Below are 16,715 nucleotides of genomic sequence, written 5' to 3'. Positions count from 1 at the left end.
AAATGGTAAATAGTCGGAAAATATACATTTTTAGAAAAAATGCCACAATATTGTCATTTTTATGTTGAAGCCCCTCGGAAAATTCTTTAAATTGTTAATTGTAAGAATAAAACCGATGCGAATTAGGGGTGAATGTATGGAAAAGAGGCAAGTTAAGAAAAAATGGTATAGGCAATTAATCCAACTTATCGTAGTTGCATTAATTGTTACTTCTATACCACTGAATGGGTTGGCAGAAACGGCACCACCGTTTACACCATCTCCAAATTCAGAACAAACTCCAGAAGTGGAAAAGAAAGAGGAGCAGGAATTACCAGCTCCACATCCAGATCAATTAAAGAAGGATAAGGCTAAAGCGCAGGCGAGTCCGACTGAGATTGTAGAAGAAAGAACGGAAACTGAAAAGGTTTTTGATAACAATGATGGTACTTTTACAAAGAGGGTATATACGGAACCGATTCATGCAGAGAAAGATGGAAAGCTAGAAGAGGTTTCACCAAAATTAGTAGAAGCACCAAATGAAAAAATTGTAACGGAAAATACAACATTAGAACCAGAGTTCGAGAAAGCGACACAAGATGGAAAGTACGTTCAATTTAAAGTAAAAGATCATACTATTCAGTATAAACTAATAAGTGCAAATGGTGAAAAAGGTGAAATAAAGCCATCACCAGTAACCGCAACACATGAAAATAATACAGTATGGTATAAAGGAGTCTTCCCAAATATTGATTTAAAGAGTACGACATTCAATGAAAATGTAAAAGAAGATTTTGTATTACGTGAGTATACAGGGCACCACATTTTTACATTTGCATTAGAAACAGATTTAACACCTAGCTTACAGGAAGATGGTTCAATCGACTTCCAAGATGAGAAAAAAGAAAAAGTATTCACATTGCCGAAACCATATATGAATGATTCCAATGTGGACCAACAATCAGGTGAGGCTGTAACGTCAGATGCGGTTCGCTACAATATTGAGAAGAAAGATGAAAAAACATATACATTAACTGTTACTGCAGACCCGCAGTGGTTACAAGCACCAGAGCGAAAATATCCGGTATATGTAGACCCTTCGGTTCAGTTGAAGGATTTTGATAATGCATATGCTTCAAGTGCATATCCAACTGTCAATTATTCAGGAGGAAAGCTTTGGGATGCTGGTCAAAATGCTTATACGTTAAAAGTAGGATATTATGATGGATCATCTGGGACAAACTTTGCATTTATTAAACCAGACGTTTCGAGTTTTAAAGGTGCAAATATTGAAAGTGCAACATTCAATGTACATACCATTTGGCATTATTATGCGAATCAACCAAATGGTGTTTGGTTAGATGAAGTAACGAGTGCCTGGAATGAAGGCAGTTTAAATTGGAATAATAAACCTGGTTCAAATAATATTGCACATGCTGATGTAACAAGAGGACAATTGGCGAAGTTTAATGTAACTAACACAGTAAAAGCATGGGTAGAAGGCGCGAGACAAAACAATGGCTTTAAGCTACATGCAAATGGTAATGGTCAAAACCATTGGAAGAAATTCATTGCAGCTGAAAATGGAACGAATGCACCATTCTTGGAAGTGAAATATTCCTACGCAAAACCGAATAAGCCAAGAGTACAAGCTTACTCAAATGGCAGTGGGAGTGGTTCAGGTCACTTCAATGTACAATGGGACGCAGTTCCAGGAGCAACAGGTTATAAAGTTGCCATTTTTAATGGATATGACTATGAATATATTCCTGTTGGGAATGTGACAAGCTGGACGACGAAAGATAAAAAAATATTCCCGACGCCAGAAGAAATTGCACAAGGGCGTTACTGGATACATGATGATGGAAAAGGTGCAGAAGCGCCTACTAACCCAGGACAAATATATAAAAATGCTTACGAGTCAGGAGGTCCGTACGGGGATTATAGCGGAAGAAGTAGCTACTGGATTCGTATTGTAGCAGAGTATCCGTTTGAGGATAGTCCACTTTCAGATGAAATAGTTCCATTTATTCCATTAGAACAAGTGAAAAAGCCAGACGGATCGGCCTATATTAATGCGACAGATAAGGAAACGGGATATGTCACATTAAAGTGGGATGCAGTTCCAGCGGCTGCAGGCTATAAAGTTTGGATTTATAACGGAAAAGATTACGAAGCGTTCGATGTAGGAAATAAAACAAATTGGACAACGCAAAATGAGAAAATTTGGCCAACGAAAGATGAAATTGCAAAAGGCCAATATTTACTTCATCATGATAAAAAAGGTGCAGAATTAGCAGTTGATCCATCACCTGTGTATAAAAATTCTGGCGGAATCTATGCTGGCTTTAAAAATTATTGGTTCCGTGTAACAGCGTATAGTAAAGCCGGACATGCTGAAAGTGAAATTTCGCATGAGTTTGTACCTAAATTTGCTCAAGACTTTGGGTTTATAGGGATGTTTGATTACTGGGCATCAGTTCCGGTACTAAATGGTACAGTGAATGCTACAAATGGTAACTTTATCATGAGTGAAAAAGATATTACGTTATCAGGGCGCGGACCGGATGTATCAGTGGAAAGAACGTATAATAGCCAAAGTAAAAAAGTAGGTTTATTTGGTACAGGTTGGTCTAGTGGATTAGAAGAAAGAATTTTGGCTGAAGGAAATGGAAACTTACTATTAATTTCTGCCGATGGCGCAAATATTACTTTTACTAGAACGGGAGATAATACGTATCAAGCCCCTACTGGTATATATTTAGAAATTAAACAAGTATCAGGCGGATATGAAATAAAAGATAAAGACCAAACGGTTACTTTCTATAAATCTGGAGATGCACAAGGTCGTATCCAGTATACAAAAGATAAATACGGAAATACGACGACATATGAGTATGATGGGGAATCACGTTTATCAAAAGTAAAGAACGCTTCTGGTAAAGAGTTAGTCGTACAATATGATGGAAATAATAAAAAAGCAGCAAGAGTAATCGGCCCAGATAGCAAGACGATTACATTTAAATATGATGGAGATTTACTCGTTTCTTCTACAACTCCAGAAGGAAAAGTATATAAATACGGATATGATAATGGATTACTAACATCTATTTATGATCCGCAACATACAGATGCCAAACCATATAAAACATCGTATGCATACGAGAATAATAGGTTAGTAAAAGTAACGGACCCATTAGGAAAAGCTACGACATTAGCATATAATACAGATGCGAAAGAAGTTACGTTAACGAATCCTAAAGGACGTAAAACTGTTTATACGTATAACGATGCTGGAAACCCAGTCAAAACAGTTGAAGATTCCGGACGTCTAAATTTAACAACAACATATGAATATAATGCAAATAACCTAGTAAAAACAACAACTCCTAAAAATCAAACAGAAACAGCGACCTATGATGGTAATGGGAATGTAACTTCTGTTACTGATGAAATGGGAACAGAAAAGTTCGAGTACAATAAAGACAACGGGCTTATAAAAGCGACAGATAACGAAAATCGTGAAACAACAGTTGCTTATAAAGCAGCAAATACAGAAGTGTCTGAAACTGACCAAGAAGCAAATACATCATCTTTCATGCAGTATGATCAGTTTGGAAATCCAATTGCAACAACTAGAGAGCTAGGAACAGGAGAAAACCTGATTCAAAATCCAAGCTTTGAAATGAATAACACTGAGAGATGGAATGAAGAGAAGACTAATAGTCATGGATCATTGAAAAAAGATGCAACATTCGCGCCAGGTGGATTGGGTGGATCTTCATCTTTACAAATGATAGTAAAGGCGCAAAACGCTGGTTGGGGATACCATAGTGCGATTCAAGATGTGGTAGTAGAACCAAATACAACATACACATTAAGTGGGATGATGAAAACATCATTAACTCACGCTGGTGCATTTTTTAATGTTCAGTTATTAAAAGAAGATGGAACCCCTCTTGGAAGTGGGAATAACTGGTTTGATACACGTCATAATAGGATAGAGGGCGAGAAAGATTGGACGAATCGTCAAGTAACCTTTAAGACAACAGATCAAACAAAAAAAGTTAGAATATATCTACAAGTTGATTATAATCGAGCAGATTCAAGTGGTTCCGCATGGTTTGATAAGATTCAATTGGAAAGAGGAGAAGTGTCTTCCAGCTTTAACCCAATTGAAAATAGTAGTTTAGAAAATATGGCGGGAAATGGCTGTATGCCAGGTTGGATTCGAGGAGATGGAACAAGCTGTGATCCGAAAGATGTTTCTCAGCAAGAGAGCTTTACGGGACATTCATCTATTGTATTAGAGCGTAGTCAATATGGTGGTTCAAATGTAGGCTATGGTAAGCATGTAACTGTAAATCAGAAAAAAGCAGAGCCAATTACACTAACAGGAATGTCTAAATCTGAAAATGTAGAGAATGATGCGCCAGATAAACTTTCTCGAGACTATGCGATTTGGGCGGATGTGCATTATCAAGATGGTAGTGGTACCAATTACCAAGCGAAATTCCCAAGCGGTACAAATGATTGGAATCGTAGTGCGGTTGTAATCCCAGCAACGAAACCAATTAAACGTATGGAAATCTATCTTCTTTTCAGACATAACAACAAAGGGAAAGTTTGGTTTGATGATATACGTCTATTAGAAGGGAACGCTCTTATAAAAAATGAGTACGACAACGATGGAAATGTTGTTGCTGCGTATGATGAAGAAGGACAGAAAAATACTTTCACATATGATGCATCAGGAAATAAAAAGAGCGAAACAGATGAAAAAGGAAATACAAAACTATATGATTACAACAAAGATAATCTATTAACAAAGGTTACATTGAAAAATGGTACCTCTGTCAATTATCGTTATGATCATAATGGAAATACAACAGAGAAATCTGTCATGTTTGGTGGGAAAACACAAACACACAAATATGAATATGATGTAGATAATAAAAATACAGTGTATATCGATGCGTTAAACCGTCGTATTGAACATACGTATGATGAAAATGCAAACAAGATTAAAACAAAAATGCCAAACGGTTCTATTTTAGAATCTGTATATGATACAGCAGATCGTGTCGTCGGTGAAAAGCGTAACGGAAAAGATTCATTTACATTCGAACGTGATCAAAATGGACAAGTTACGAAAGTGAAAGATCTTGTCAATGGCGTAGAACGCACGAAAACATACGACAAGGCTGACCGCGTTACAAGTGCAACGGATAGCCGAGGCGGAAAAGTTGACTGGGCATACCATGACAAAGCAAACAGTAAGACAGAAAAACTAAAAGAACAAACAATTACGCAAGGTGGATACACAAATAAAGTATCGTATGACTACAACACGTTAGATCAAAACATACGTGTAACAGATGGTTCGCAAACATATCGATTTGATTATGATGATCAAGGAAATGTTCGTACGTATACAGCTGGAAATGGTTCAGGTTCTACTTTCAACTATGATCATGCGAACAAAATTAAAGATTTAGTAGTAGGTACGTCAAATAGTATTCTACTTTCTGAACGATATGAATATGACCAAGCAGGCAACCGTACGAAGATTAAACATGAAGGTGCGGGCGGAAAAGTAACAGAAACAAACTTTGTCTATGACCCGATTAACCAATTATTAAATGAAGCACTACCAAACGGAACAACTAAATCATACACATATGATGGATTTGGAAACCGTACAAGTGTGAAAGTTGTAGAGAATGGAAAAGAAACAAAATCTATAGCGGCAACATTTAATGAAGGAAATCAACTTGTCAAATTCGGGAACGAATCGTTAACGTATGATGCGAATGGTAATCGTACATCTGATGGAAAGTACAAATATACATGGAATGAAGATGACCAACTTGTAGCTATCACAAAACAAGGTGAAAGCAATGCATTCGCAACTTATAAATATGATGACGATAATCGGCGTATTGAAAAGAGTGTAAATGGTCAAGTAACACGCTACTTTTATAATGGAGATAGTATTAGTCCATTATATGAGACAGACGGAAATGGCAATGTTCTTCGCCAATATGTATACTCTGTAGACGGTTTACGTTTGGCAATGAAGTCAAAAGGACAAACGTTATACTATCACTACAACCCACGTGGTGATGTCATTGCGATGACAGATCAAAATAGAGAAGTTGTAGCAACGTATGAATATGATTCGTGGGGTAACGTATTAAAAAGTGATACAAAAGGTATCGCAGCAGATAATCCATTTGGATATGCGGGATACATGTATGATAAAGAGATTGGTATGTATTATCTAATTGCGCGTTATTATAATCCGGAGCATGGTGTGTTCTTATCGATTGATCCGGATCCGGGTGATGCAGATGATCCTGTGACGCAGAATGGGTATACCTATGTAGATAACAATCCAGTATTAAAAATAGATCCTGATGGAAAAATCCCTATTTTTGCAGTTGCAGCTGCACCTTTACTTTGGCTAGGTGTAGCAGCCGCAGGAGCTGGTGCTGCCTATTATGGATATAAAGCTTATAAATCAGTAAGTCGAATAGAGGCTAATGCTAAACAACAGGCTCGTAATACTGCCTTCAGGTTAGCGATTAGGACTGCAGGATGGGGGAAAAATAATTATAATAATTACAAATCGAAAAAACAGTATTATTATAACCCAGGATCAAGACATCCATATGGACAACAAAGTCGACAGGTTCGCCCTACTTGGGAAACCAGAAGTTTTGCTAATAAGGGAGGATCTGGTGTAAGAGTTGCTCAAGATAAATGGGGGCATAAATTTGCAGATGGCAGAACTGTTAAACCACATTTTAATGTATACGTTAAAGTGAAAGGAACTGTAGTTGTAAATAAACATATTTTCTACCGCAGTAATTGGGATCCAAGACGGAATAAATAAAAAATTGCTTTTAAGGAGAAAATATGGACAAATATATTGAAATACACAAACCTGCAACAGAAAAAAACGAATATTTTCTAGTGTTGGATGAACATGATAATTTTGAAAATGATAAAATCTTGAATTTGTTATCAAAAATTAATAGATATATAGTTGATGTTGATACAAGCATGGAACAATTTATGAAAACAATGATGTCGAAATTTCATTTATATATTTTAGTGAATTGTGAAGGGATTCAAGAGGAGTTAACAAAGGTGCAAAATTACATTTTGGAAAAAGAATTAAAAGAGTTAAACTGGAAAAAGTCGATTGTGAAGAGCACAATTTTAATAAACCAGTATGATCCTGCAACTGATATTTTCGATGTGATCTCTCCTGTATGTATGGAAGGGAGCCTCATGTTCCTTTTCTCTGAAAAAGAAGCAAACGATAATGAGTTAGAGAGTATCATAAAACATATAAATTTTGATCGGACAAGAGTATATTTTAATAAAGAAACAATTGAACTGGCGGGGGAGATGGGGTATATAGTAGGGCATTTTGAAGATGAGTATTATTTAGTATCTTTACGTTCGGAAAAGCAAGTATTTGTTTGTTATGCGGAAGAACGTATTATGGATTAGAATGAAGCCGCAAAACATGAAGTTTCTATATTGAGAATGAAAATGCACCTGAATTTTTGGGTGCATTTTTTACAACCTTTATGTGTAGAATCAATGAGAGGGTTTTATTATTAGAAGAAAATGGTTTCAATGAAAAACAGTTAGGGTGTTATAGGGGAGAATAGATGAAATCAGTACTGTTTAATAAATTAAATTATATGTTACAGGTCGGGAAAAGTCGTATGTTTATACCGGATTTTAGTTCAAAAGAATATATCATTTTTGAGGATTTAGCTGGGCTTTTAGATTTAGAGACAAATCAAAGGCGATCTTACATACAGTTAGGTCAGGTAAAAGAGGGCTATACAAAAAGATCGTGGAACTATTAAATATACTAGTAAACAAGCTGTAGTCGTTTTAAATAAGAAGGGAAAAGTCGTAACGACATTTGCTAGAGGAACGAAATATACACGGAAAGGAAAAAAATAAGCGTGGGTAAATTTAATAGTGATGTGAAAGGGGTATTATTGCAAAGGATATTAAAGGAAAATTGGCCTGAGTTATTGTGGATTGCAAATTGTAAGGACTTTAGTCTATCAGAAATTGAAACAATACATGAGTTGAGAGATATATTAGCAGATGAATTAATTGAAAAAGGCTTTGATGAACAGGATAATATTAATGATTTTGGTAGGAATTTAGAGAAATTGATTGATGTATTTGGGGATTTACTTCCTTAATAGTTCGGGTGCATAATAAATTTGTAGGAGGAAGGGCCGATATCGGTTCTTCTTTCTTTTTGGATCTTAATCCAATGAATTCAATTTTAAATGAGATATTACCAAACGGAACAACTAAATCATACACATATGATGGATTTGGAAACCGTACAAGTGTGAAAGTTGTAGAGAATGGAAAAGAAACAAAATCTATAGCGGCAACATTCAATGAAGGAAATCAGCTTGTAAAATTCGGAAACGAATCGTTAACGTATGATGCAAATGGAAATCGTACATCTGATGGAAAGTACAAATATACATGGAATGAAGATGACCAACTTGTAGCGATTACAAAACAAGGTGAAAGCAATGCATTCGCAACTTATAAGTATGACGAGGATAATCGTCGTATTGAAAAGAGTGTAAATGGTCAAGTAACACGTTATTTCTATGATGGAGACAGCATTAACCCATTATATGAGACAGATGGTAGTGGAAATGTTCTTCGTCAATATGTATACTCGACAAGTGGCGCGCGTCTAGCGATGAAATCAAAAGGACAAACGTTATACTACCACTACAACCCTCGTGGTGATGTCATTGCGATGACAGATCAAAATAGAGAAGTTGTAGCAACGTATGAATATGATTCATGGGGTAACGTATTAAAAAGCGACGCAAAAGGTATCGCCGCAGATAATCCGTTTGGATATGCGGGATACATGTATGATAAAGAAATTGGGATGTATTATCTGATTGCGCGTTATTATAATCCAGAGCATGGTGTGTTCTTATCGGTGGATCCAGATCCGGGTGATGAAGATGATCCGATTACCATGAATGGGTATACGTATGGTGATAATAATCCGGTGATGAAGATTGATCCAGATGGGCATGTCGCTTGGTGGATAGCTGGTGCGTTAGGTGGAGCTGCTTGGGATGTTGGTACTTACTTATGTAATAATCGAAAAAAAGGGTATTCTTGGAAAGGAGTAGGGAAATCAGCACTAAGAGGAGCGGTGGCAGGAGTTGCACTAGGTGGAGTTGGAAGAGTTGGCTATTTCGCAGCAAAATTAAAATATAGTATTCATGCGACAGAGCACTTAGCGAACCCAGCGCGTCAAATGTCTAAATCTGCTACAGTATTAGTTCGAAGTTTTGGTAGAAAGCATATAGATAAAAGAAATCCACATGACCGATTTGTGCAAACGTTAGGTAAAAAACATATTGTTGTATCAAAAACTAAAAAAAATAACATTATTAGTCTAGGGCATCGCTCGAAGAAGGATAAAAATTGGAAGAAGGTGGAATGGTGGAAATAAAAAAAGAAATTGAGTTGGTGTTTTTAGGGGATGAAAAAAAGATAACCATTGTATCATTTGGGTCTATGTATCCAAATGATGATGAGCTGTATTTACGTGATTTACAACTGAATTTCTTAGCTGTATCCTCGAATAATATTCATTATGAGTGTAAAGGGCCAATGTTTTTGAGGAGTGAAATAATTAAATTTGGGGAAGAACTAGAAGCATTACTACGAAAAGATATTAAGGAAGCTGTATTAAGTGCTGATGAAGAGGAAATAGAATTTAAAGTGAAGCTAAAAAAAAATCGATTTTTAGTATACTTTACTTTTGTTAAAAATGATTTGATTAATGAAAAATGGGAGTATGAAACATCATTCGGGATGGAAGTAAAAGTTGTAGAAGAGATGTGTTGTAAAATAAAAAAAATATATAGTTAATTAGGAGGTCATTGAAAAAGTCCACTTAAAAAGAATGAGGTGGTACAGTAAAACTGGAACACAGTATAGAGATAAATTATTCTATATGAAGAGGTGTTTCAGATGAAAAAACAGTATGATGAAATGTTTAAAAGACAATGTGTTGAATTGGTGATCAAAGAAGGTCGTTCTATTTCAAGTATCCAAAGAGAATTTGACTTGGGTAACGGAACTCTAAATGTATGGATTAAAAAATATTCTACACAGATTTCCTCCTATGAAAGCAATGAACTGGAAGAACTACGTTCTTTACGAAGAGAAATCCAGGCGTTAAAAAAGGAAAATGAATTTCTAAAAAAGGCGGCAACCTTCTTTGCGAGCAACCAAAACTAACACGCTTTCGGTTTATAAGACAATATAATCAAATATTTGGAGTGCGCTGGCTTTGCCATCGATTACAAGTGTCTGTCAGTGGTTTTTACGACTATATTCATCGTAAACCCACTGAAAATCAGAAAAAACGTAAAAAGACAGCGGCTTATATTGTCATGCAATTTAAATGCTTAAAAGGAAGAATGGGGTATCGAAAGTTGTACAGTTATCTTATAAACAAGGGAGTCAAGGTTACGTTGTCACAAGTAAGACAAGCGTTATGCAAAGCCGGCTTGCAGTCAAAAGTTGTCACTTATTATAAGAAACGAAAACAAGAACACCGTACATTTCCCAATGTATTAAAGCGATCCTTTAAACCTGGTAAGAAAGACATACCAACTGTAGTATGTGATATTACGGAATTCCATTTAATGAATGGGATGAAAGTATATTTTTGTGCGGCATTAGATATTAGCACCCGACGGGTGCTTGGTTATTCGTTAGATACTTGTCAAGATGCTCAATTAGTAAAAGACACAATTCAACAAGTAAAAAACACATATGGGAAACGAGAAAACATATTATTTCATAGCGATCAAGGATCACAATTTAGCAGTTACCAAGTGACTGATTTTTGTAAACAGCAAAAAATTCAACAAAGTATGTCCCGAAAAGGAAACTGTTGGGATAATGCAGTAATAGAATCTTTCTTTAGTATCTTTAAGCGAGAATGCTTACATGGAGAAAAGCTCATTTCCCTGTCCCAAGTGAATCAGCTAGTAGCTGAATTTATTTATATGTACTATCATTCTGTTCGTCCTCATTCAACATTAAACGGAATGACTCCTTATCAATATTCAAAATCAATTGCGTAATCTAATTTGTGTTCCAGTTTTTCTTGACCAGGTCAGAAAAAGGAGTTCATCACCTACTATTTACAGGGGATGAACTCCTTTTTTCGAAATAATCACTTTTTTGGTGGAGGGTTTGATAAAATGATTTCTTATGTTATTTATTACAAAGGCTATGAATCTAATAAAAGGGTATAGTTATTAAAGACTGCTTGTATTTATTGATAGCAAGGAGGGGATGATAATGAAATTCCTAAAATATGAAGATGGACAAGTATTAAATATGTTATATAAACAAGGTATAGACTTTAATAAAACACACATAGTGGATTTCTTTATTGTAATTCCTGATCAAGACAATAGGGAAAAGTAATTGGCAGATTACAAGCATTGGATTTAAAGTGTGAATTAGTTTTAATGAAGAATTTGAAGATAGGGATTGCGCGTTATTATAATCCAGATCATGGTGTGTTCTTATCGGTGGATCCTGATCCAGGTGATGAAGATGATCCTGTGACGCAGAATGGGTATACTTATGGATGGAAATCATCTAGAAGTAACTCGAAAAAACAAATCGCAAATTTATCGCCGGGACAGCGCGTTCAAACGCAGCAAATACTAAAAAATGCAGTGAAGTCAGCGACTAAAGGAGCGTTATTCACTGGTAGTAAAGCTGTTGGAGGGATAGGGCTGATTCCGGACGCGGCGGTTTTTATAGATGGAGATTATAAGGGATATAAAAAAGGATATAAAGATTATAAGCCGAAAAAAACTAATTCTAAGAAAAGAAGAAGATAGATTAGTAAAATGGAGACGACACATACAATGATTGGTATATATAATGTTGTTTTTATTGTAGCATTATTGGTGATTATGTTAAAAAGGAAAAACTATCGAGCTACAATGGTGTTAGTAGTAAGTCTCATATATACAATTCTAGTAAGTTTTACTTCGTATATGTCGTTCTTGGGTTATACAATTAACGTGATAATTGTAATTTTTCTGGGGAGTAGTTTTATCTTGGCTGGTATTTTTGAAAAAGAAAAGTAAAGTCTATTCGGTGTATTTCAAACCCTAAACAAATAGTTTGATTTTGAGATACACTTTTTTATTTTAAATTACTTATTCTTCTATGACGGTAATAGAACCAATCCATGAGGAGAAGGGAGTTATGATAATGCAAGATAATGTACTGGAACAATTAATAAAGAGTCTCTCAGTATTATCCTCTGAAAAAGAACGTGAAATAGCAGCAGTTGATTTACATGATATATATGAGAGCACTGAAAGATTCGAACGATTGCTTGAAAATATTATAAACTCTCAGCAATCTAAAGAAGACTTAATAGATGCGCTAATTGAAGTGGAGATAGAATTAAATCACATCAATTGGCATTATAAAAGCTTGAAGAAAAAGTTGAAAATATTGATGAAAGATTAAAAAGCACACCCTTATCTAAAAAGATAAGGGTGTGCTTTTTTTAATTTCCTTGTGGAGAAACAAGAGTAAATGTATCTTTCAAATCACTATCGTTTATTTTAATATTTGCCTTTTTTAATTCCTCTTGTAACAATTTTTTGCTGAATATAGGGTCAGCGATACGTTCTTCTTCTAAGTTTTTGCGAATAGATTTTTTTACTTCATCGTAAGGTTTTAAATCTTTTTTATCAGTTAATTTAATAACGTGATAACCGTTTGATGATTTTACGGGGTTGCTAATTTGTCCAACATTTAGTTTGTAGGCAGCCGTTTCAAATTCAGGAGCCATTGTACCTGAATTGAAGTATCCAAGGTCTCCGCCTTTATCTTTTGATAGTAGATCTTGTGATTCTTGTTTTGCTAATTCTTCAAATGAAGCACCAGCATCTAGTTTACTCTTTATTTCTTTCGCTTCATTTTCGTCACTTACTAAAATGTGACTCGCTTTAATTTCTGGCTTATAGTGGTCTTTTACGTCTTTCTCTGTAATGCTTTTCTTAATCGCTTCATTCATAGCAAGTTTGAACTTAATTTGATTTTTGAAATCCTCTTCATCTTTTAAACCATTATTTTCTAATACTTTTTTGAATTGATCTCCATATTGTTTTTTTACTTTTTCTACTTCTTTATTTACCTCTTCATCAGATACTTTATATTTTTTTGTGATGACGTCTTGTGCCATCATTTCGTATAGCATGTCTTTTCCGTAACGATCTTTCAATTGTTTTTCGAAGTTATCCTTTGTAATGGTCGAGTCTGTTGCTGTAGCGACTGTAGCTGAGCCATTTTTTTGTTCGCAAGCAGATAGCATCAATATACTTATTAGTGCAGTAATAATGAAAATATGTTTCCCTCTCATGCCAACACCTCATCCGAATATGTTATCGCTATTGTAGAATATAGAAGTGAACATGAAGTGAATTTTTAATGTTTTTTTCCTTTAAAATGTAAAAAAGTACATCAACATAATTGTTGATGTACGATGGAATCAAAGGTGATCGGTCTTTTTAGAGTATGCACGTTTACCTTGCTGAATATTTTTTTGCTCTTGCTCATTTTTTTGTGTGCGTTTTGCGTTATTATCGCGTGCTTTTTTGTCGTTATCACTCGTATGTGGCATATGTATCAACTCCATTCCTAAACGTTGTACGTTTATCATTTCCTTTTTCGTAAAGACTATGTATAGCGGTGCATTTATGAAGGGTAAAGGTGGATTCGAAATGGATTTGAAGTTGAATTATACTGAACTTATAAAGAAGTTAATCGTTGTAATCATCGCAGGTTTATTAAACGCGATTGGGATGAATTTATTTTTAACACCAGCAAAAGTGTATGCGAGCGGCTTTGCTGGATTGTCTCAATTATTATCACAAATATTAGGTGATTTTTTATCGATTCACATATCTACGGGAGTATTGTTTAGCTTATTTAATATTCCTGTCGTTATTTTAGCGTGGAAAAAGGTTGGAAAGGCCTTCACCTTTTTTAGTTTTCTTTGTGTTATATTTATGACTCTGTTTCTAGAAATCATCCCTGTTAGAGCGGTTTCGAATGATATTATATTAAATGCGATTTTTGGCGGGATTATTTCGGCAATTGGAGTAGGGATTGCTTTAAAGTGGGGTGCTTCTACAGGTGGATTAGATATTATCGCCATGATTTTATCAAAAATAAAAGATAAGCCTGTCGGTACATACTTTTTCTTTTTTAATGCAATTATCATTATCGCTGCTGGCTATGTATATGGATGGGAAAAAGCGTTATATACGTTAGTGACTTTATATGTATCAACGAGAATTATTGATGCAATTCATACTCGTCATGTAAAGATTACAGCATTAATTGTTACGAAGAATGGGGCGGACGTAAGAAAGGCGATTCACTCGCGATTAGTAAGAGGAATTACAACGATACCAGCAACAGGTGCTTATACGAATGAAAATAAAGAAATGTTAATGATGGTTATTACCCGTTACGAGTTATACGAATTGGAGAGGATTATTAAACAAGTGGACCCAGGTGCATTTACAAATATACTGCAAACAGTTGGGGTGTTCGGATTGTTTCGGAAAGATTAAAGAGGACCAAAGTTGGTCCTCTTTTTTAATGTACATTCGTAATGTTTTGCAATTGCTCTTGCATTTCACGGAGCTGAACTTTTTCAGCAGTTGAAGAGTTTGCGTAAGCGGATTGCAAAGCATTTTTTGCTCTATATACGAGATCTTGTTGCTCAGTACCGCTTGAACAAGATACGGCATTTTCAACAGCATCTCTAGCTTGTTGGAATAGTAAGTTCCCCATTTAAACCCCTCCAAAAGAAGAGTTACTTCTTGCCTTTTCTGCCTCAGCTAATGTACCTCTGTACGGGAATCTTGCATCATGCTTCATAACAGCATCGGCTCCTTGTTGGATAAAACGTTTTGATTTGTTCTTTTTACCCATTCGAAAAACCCCCTTTATTTAGCTGAAAACAATCGACGCGATGTCTTATGCGCCTACTTATAGTATGGGCATTTGGCAGGAAACTATAAGTAGGGAATTTTTAGATTACAACCCAAGAACCTCTTCTAAATATAAAGCAATACCATCTTCTTCGTTCGTTAACGTAGTATGGTTTGCGAGTGATTTTAATTCAGGGATGGCATTACCCATTGCGATGCCGTGACCAGCAAATTCAATCATTTCAAAATCATTATCTTCGTCACCGAAAGCGATAATTCGCTCTTGTGGAATGTTGTAATGACTAGAAATTTTTTGTAATCCGACCGCTTTATTTAATCCGCTTTTTACAATTTCAATAATCGGCCAAGGTGCACCCCATTTTCTATGGTCGATTACTTCCGCATGCATATCAGTTAAATGTTGACGAATTGCAGTAGAATGCTCGTCATGTGCGTCAATTAATAAGCAAGTTGGATGGTCATTTAAAATATTTAATAAGTCTCCTGTAAAAATCTTAGGAGAACCGAATTCGAAAATGTGTTTTTTATCTTCATCAATTTCACGAACATACACATCATCCATAACTTCAGCGTATATATTTTTTACGCCGAAATCAAAACAAGCTCGTACAATTTCTTGCGCTGTTGCTAGCTCAAGAGGAGAGTGATGTATACCCCAGTTTGAATCAAGAGGATGGTGCACGTACGCACCGTTAAAGTTTACGATAGGTGTATTCAGACCTAGTTCTTTATAGTAATCATAACTAGCGCGGAATGGACGTCCTGTTGAAATAACGACAACGTGTCCTTGTTCCTTTGCTTTTGCAATTGTATGTTTCGTTCGAGTGGAAATTATTTTGTTGTCTGTTAATAAAGTGCCGTCTAAGTCTAATGCGATTAAATGTTGTTTGTTCATAATTTCACCTCTTATAATAATTTTTTTGTTTCTATCTGTATTTCCGTTTTTAATATGCAGAAATAAGAGGTTAGACTGGGTGAGACCACCATAGATGGAGGTTTCACTATATATCCATCTTACGTCGCGAAGTACTATGGTGTCTACTATTTCTCGTTGGAAATTAAGAAAAGTCAACATCTTTTTAGAAAGTTCAAATAATGTTTCTTTCATTATGTACAAAATGTGAAAAGGGTTACATTGCTCGTATGATGAGGCATATAATGAACATGTAATCTTCTCGTATATGTTTGACTCTCCTTTGAAACTAGCCTAGAGTAGGTTGGTTTCTTTTTTTCTACAGATAGGAAAGGAATTCCTTCCTAAGCTTGTGTCATTCATGTATATGTACAAGAATGAGATGTAGTACTTGTTTCCTAAACATGACAGAAAACCTTTCTTTTAAAATGGATATACTAATGAGGCAAGACGTCATGGAAGGAGAATGAAGATGGGACAAAATCGCAGGTTTCGTTCTGGACAAAAAGCGCCAAATGATGGCATTTACGTAGAAATTGGTGAAACGGGAAGTATGGTAAAAAATCCGCAAATGGTACAATTAACTGCCGGTGAAAAGTTTCCAGATAACACGAATCATAACCGCCAGTGGACATATAAAAGAAAACCGTAACAGAAGCCGCAATCTTTATTGCGGCTTTTTTGTTGTTACATAATGTAGTTTCATTTATCGT

Annotated in this window: 15 protein-coding genes and 3 pseudogenes; 13 read left to right on the top strand and 5 right to left on the bottom strand. The window is 35.4% G+C overall.

Annotated elements, in window-relative coordinates; all coding sequences use genetic code 11:
• Positions 1–136: 136 nt before the first annotated feature.
• The 11 genes and pseudogenes from MHI28_RS11420 (at position 137) to MHI28_RS11370 (ending at position 12,588) form a co-directional block, all read left to right on the top strand.
• On the top strand, positions 137–6,877 hold the full coding sequence (locus tag MHI28_RS11420; protein ID WP_000415559.1) for a DNRLRE domain-containing protein: 6,741 nt from the start codon (positions 137–139) through the stop codon (positions 6,875–6,877).
• Positions 6,878–6,900: 23 nt separating this feature from the next.
• Positions 6,901–7,503: a hypothetical protein gene (locus MHI28_RS11415; RefSeq protein ID WP_000362166.1), complete on the top strand. Its 603-nt coding sequence runs from the start codon at positions 6,901–6,903 to the stop codon at positions 7,501–7,503.
• Positions 7,504–7,804: 301 nt separating this feature from the next.
• A pseudogene (locus tag MHI28_RS11410) lies at positions 7,805–7,971 on the top strand (RHS repeat-associated core domain-containing protein); the annotation flags it as partial.
• Between the two features lie 2 nt (positions 7,972–7,973).
• Positions 7,974–8,222, top strand: a complete 249-nt coding sequence (locus tag MHI28_RS11405; protein ID WP_000514486.1) for a hypothetical protein — start codon at positions 7,974–7,976, stop codon at positions 8,220–8,222.
• Between the two features lie 68 nt (positions 8,223–8,290).
• Positions 8,291–9,523 (top strand): annotated as a pseudogene (locus MHI28_RS11400) (RHS repeat domain-containing protein); the annotation flags it as partial.
• Positions 9,496–9,945: a hypothetical protein gene (locus tag MHI28_RS11395; RefSeq protein WP_000390929.1), complete on the top strand. Its 450-nt coding sequence runs from the start codon at positions 9,496–9,498 to the stop codon at positions 9,943–9,945. The pseudogene MHI28_RS11400 and the gene MHI28_RS11395, both read left to right, overlap by 28 nt.
• 102 nt (positions 9,946–10,047) lie before the next feature.
• A complete protein-coding gene (locus tag MHI28_RS11390; RefSeq protein WP_069354784.1) occupies positions 10,048–10,317 on the top strand; it encodes a transposase in 270 nt (89 codons plus the stop codon).
• Positions 10,272–11,171: an IS3 family transposase gene (locus MHI28_RS11385; protein ID WP_340828443.1), complete on the top strand. Its 900-nt coding sequence runs from the start codon at positions 10,272–10,274 to the stop codon at positions 11,169–11,171. Before MHI28_RS11390 ends, MHI28_RS11385 begins: the two co-directional genes overlap by 46 nt.
• 220 nt (positions 11,172–11,391) lie before the next feature.
• Positions 11,392–11,590, top strand: a pseudogene (locus MHI28_RS11380) (ribonuclease E inhibitor RraB); the annotation flags it as partial.
• Positions 11,565–11,945: a hypothetical protein gene (locus MHI28_RS11375; protein WP_002162888.1), complete on the top strand. Its 381-nt coding sequence runs from the start codon at positions 11,565–11,567 to the stop codon at positions 11,943–11,945. The pseudogene MHI28_RS11380 and the gene MHI28_RS11375, both read left to right, overlap by 26 nt.
• Positions 11,946–12,324: 379 nt before the next feature.
• Positions 12,325–12,588 carry a hypothetical protein gene (locus MHI28_RS11370; RefSeq protein ID WP_003260911.1) on the top strand — a complete coding sequence of 88 codons (264 nt, stop codon included), beginning with the start codon at positions 12,325–12,327 and terminating at the stop codon, positions 12,586–12,588.
• A 40-nt stretch (positions 12,589–12,628) separates the two neighbouring features.
• Here MHI28_RS11370 and prsA read toward each other — a convergent pair whose 3' ends face one another.
• On the bottom strand, positions 12,629–13,486 hold the full coding sequence (prsA, locus tag MHI28_RS11365) for a peptidylprolyl isomerase PrsA (protein WP_001214205.1): 858 nt from the start codon (positions 13,484–13,486) through the stop codon (positions 12,629–12,631).
• A gap of 129 nt (positions 13,487–13,615) precedes the next feature.
• Positions 13,616–13,747 carry a DUF3941 domain-containing protein gene (locus tag MHI28_RS11360; RefSeq protein WP_001120851.1) on the bottom strand — a complete coding sequence of 44 codons (132 nt, stop codon included), beginning with the start codon at positions 13,745–13,747 and terminating at the stop codon, positions 13,616–13,618.
• A 100-nt stretch (positions 13,748–13,847) separates the two neighbouring features.
• On the opposite strand from MHI28_RS11360, the gene MHI28_RS11355 reads away from it, so the two are divergent.
• Positions 13,848–14,705 (top strand): YitT family protein, encoded by an 858-nt coding sequence (locus MHI28_RS11355; protein ID WP_000364431.1) that lies wholly within the window; start codon positions 13,848–13,850, stop codon positions 14,703–14,705.
• Positions 14,706–14,730: 25 nt separating this feature from the next.
• Here the strand turns inward: MHI28_RS11355 and MHI28_RS11350 are convergent, their stop codons facing one another.
• The 3 genes from MHI28_RS11350 to MHI28_RS11340 form a co-directional block, all read right to left on the bottom strand.
• The gene (locus MHI28_RS11350; protein ID WP_000527408.1) at positions 14,731–14,928 is read right to left on the bottom strand and encodes a DUF3813 domain-containing protein; all 198 of its coding nucleotides are present in this window, start codon (positions 14,926–14,928) and stop codon (positions 14,731–14,733) included.
• The gene (locus MHI28_RS11345) at positions 14,929–15,069 is read right to left on the bottom strand and encodes a hypothetical protein (RefSeq protein ID WP_000516816.1); all 141 of its coding nucleotides are present in this window, start codon (positions 15,067–15,069) and stop codon (positions 14,929–14,931) included.
• Positions 15,070–15,174: 105 nt separating this feature from the next.
• Complete coding sequence (locus MHI28_RS11340) at positions 15,175–15,984, bottom strand: Cof-type HAD-IIB family hydrolase (protein WP_001041241.1); 810 nt, start codon at positions 15,982–15,984, stop codon at positions 15,175–15,177.
• Positions 15,985–16,474: 490 nt separating this feature from the next.
• Between MHI28_RS11340 and MHI28_RS11335 the strand changes: the two genes are divergently transcribed.
• Positions 16,475–16,654 (top strand): YjzC family protein, encoded by a 180-nt coding sequence (locus MHI28_RS11335; RefSeq protein WP_000531422.1) that lies wholly within the window; start codon positions 16,475–16,477, stop codon positions 16,652–16,654.
• Positions 16,655–16,715 lie beyond the last annotated feature (61 nt).

The sequence above is a fragment of the Bacillus sp. FSL K6-0268 genome (assembly GCF_038005425.1).
In the GTDB taxonomy this organism is placed as follows: Bacteria; Bacillota; Bacilli; order Bacillales; family Bacillaceae_G; genus Bacillus_A; species Bacillus_A thuringiensis_S.
The sequence above is the reverse complement of the archived record's forward strand: the minus strand, read 5'-3'. Positions and strand labels throughout refer to the sequence as shown.

Bases quoted from the DNA above. Each gene is read 5' to 3' on its own strand.
- prsA (WP_001214205.1), bottom strand. From the start codon at position 13,486: ATGAGAGGGAAACATATTTTCATTATTACTGCACTAATAAGTATATTG.
- MHI28_RS11360 (WP_001120851.1), bottom strand. From the start codon at position 13,747: ATGCCACATACGAGTGATAACGACAAAAAAGCACGCGATAATAACGCA.
- MHI28_RS11350 (WP_000527408.1), bottom strand. From the start codon at position 14,928: ATGGGGAACTTACTATTCCAACAAGCTAGAGATGCTGTTGAAAATGCC.
- MHI28_RS11345 (WP_000516816.1), bottom strand. From the start codon at position 15,069: ATGGGTAAAAAGAACAAATCAAAACGTTTTATCCAACAAGGAGCCGAT.
- MHI28_RS11375 (WP_002162888.1), top strand. From the start codon at position 11,565: ATGAAGAATTTGAAGATAGGGATTGCGCGTTATTATAATCCAGATCAT.
- MHI28_RS11420 (WP_000415559.1), top strand. From the start codon at position 137: ATGGAAAAGAGGCAAGTTAAGAAAAAATGGTATAGGCAATTAATCCAA.
- MHI28_RS11340 (WP_001041241.1), bottom strand. From the start codon at position 15,984: ATGAACAAACAACATTTAATCGCATTAGACTTAGACGGCACTTTATTA.
- MHI28_RS11335 (WP_000531422.1), top strand. From the start codon at position 16,475: ATGGGACAAAATCGCAGGTTTCGTTCTGGACAAAAAGCGCCAAATGAT.
- MHI28_RS11370 (WP_003260911.1), top strand. From the start codon at position 12,325: ATGCAAGATAATGTACTGGAACAATTAATAAAGAGTCTCTCAGTATTA.
- MHI28_RS11390 (WP_069354784.1), top strand. From the start codon at position 10,048: ATGAAAAAACAGTATGATGAAATGTTTAAAAGACAATGTGTTGAATTG.
- MHI28_RS11415 (WP_000362166.1), top strand. From the start codon at position 6,901: ATGGACAAATATATTGAAATACACAAACCTGCAACAGAAAAAAACGAA.
- MHI28_RS11355 (WP_000364431.1), top strand. From the start codon at position 13,848: ATGGATTTGAAGTTGAATTATACTGAACTTATAAAGAAGTTAATCGTT.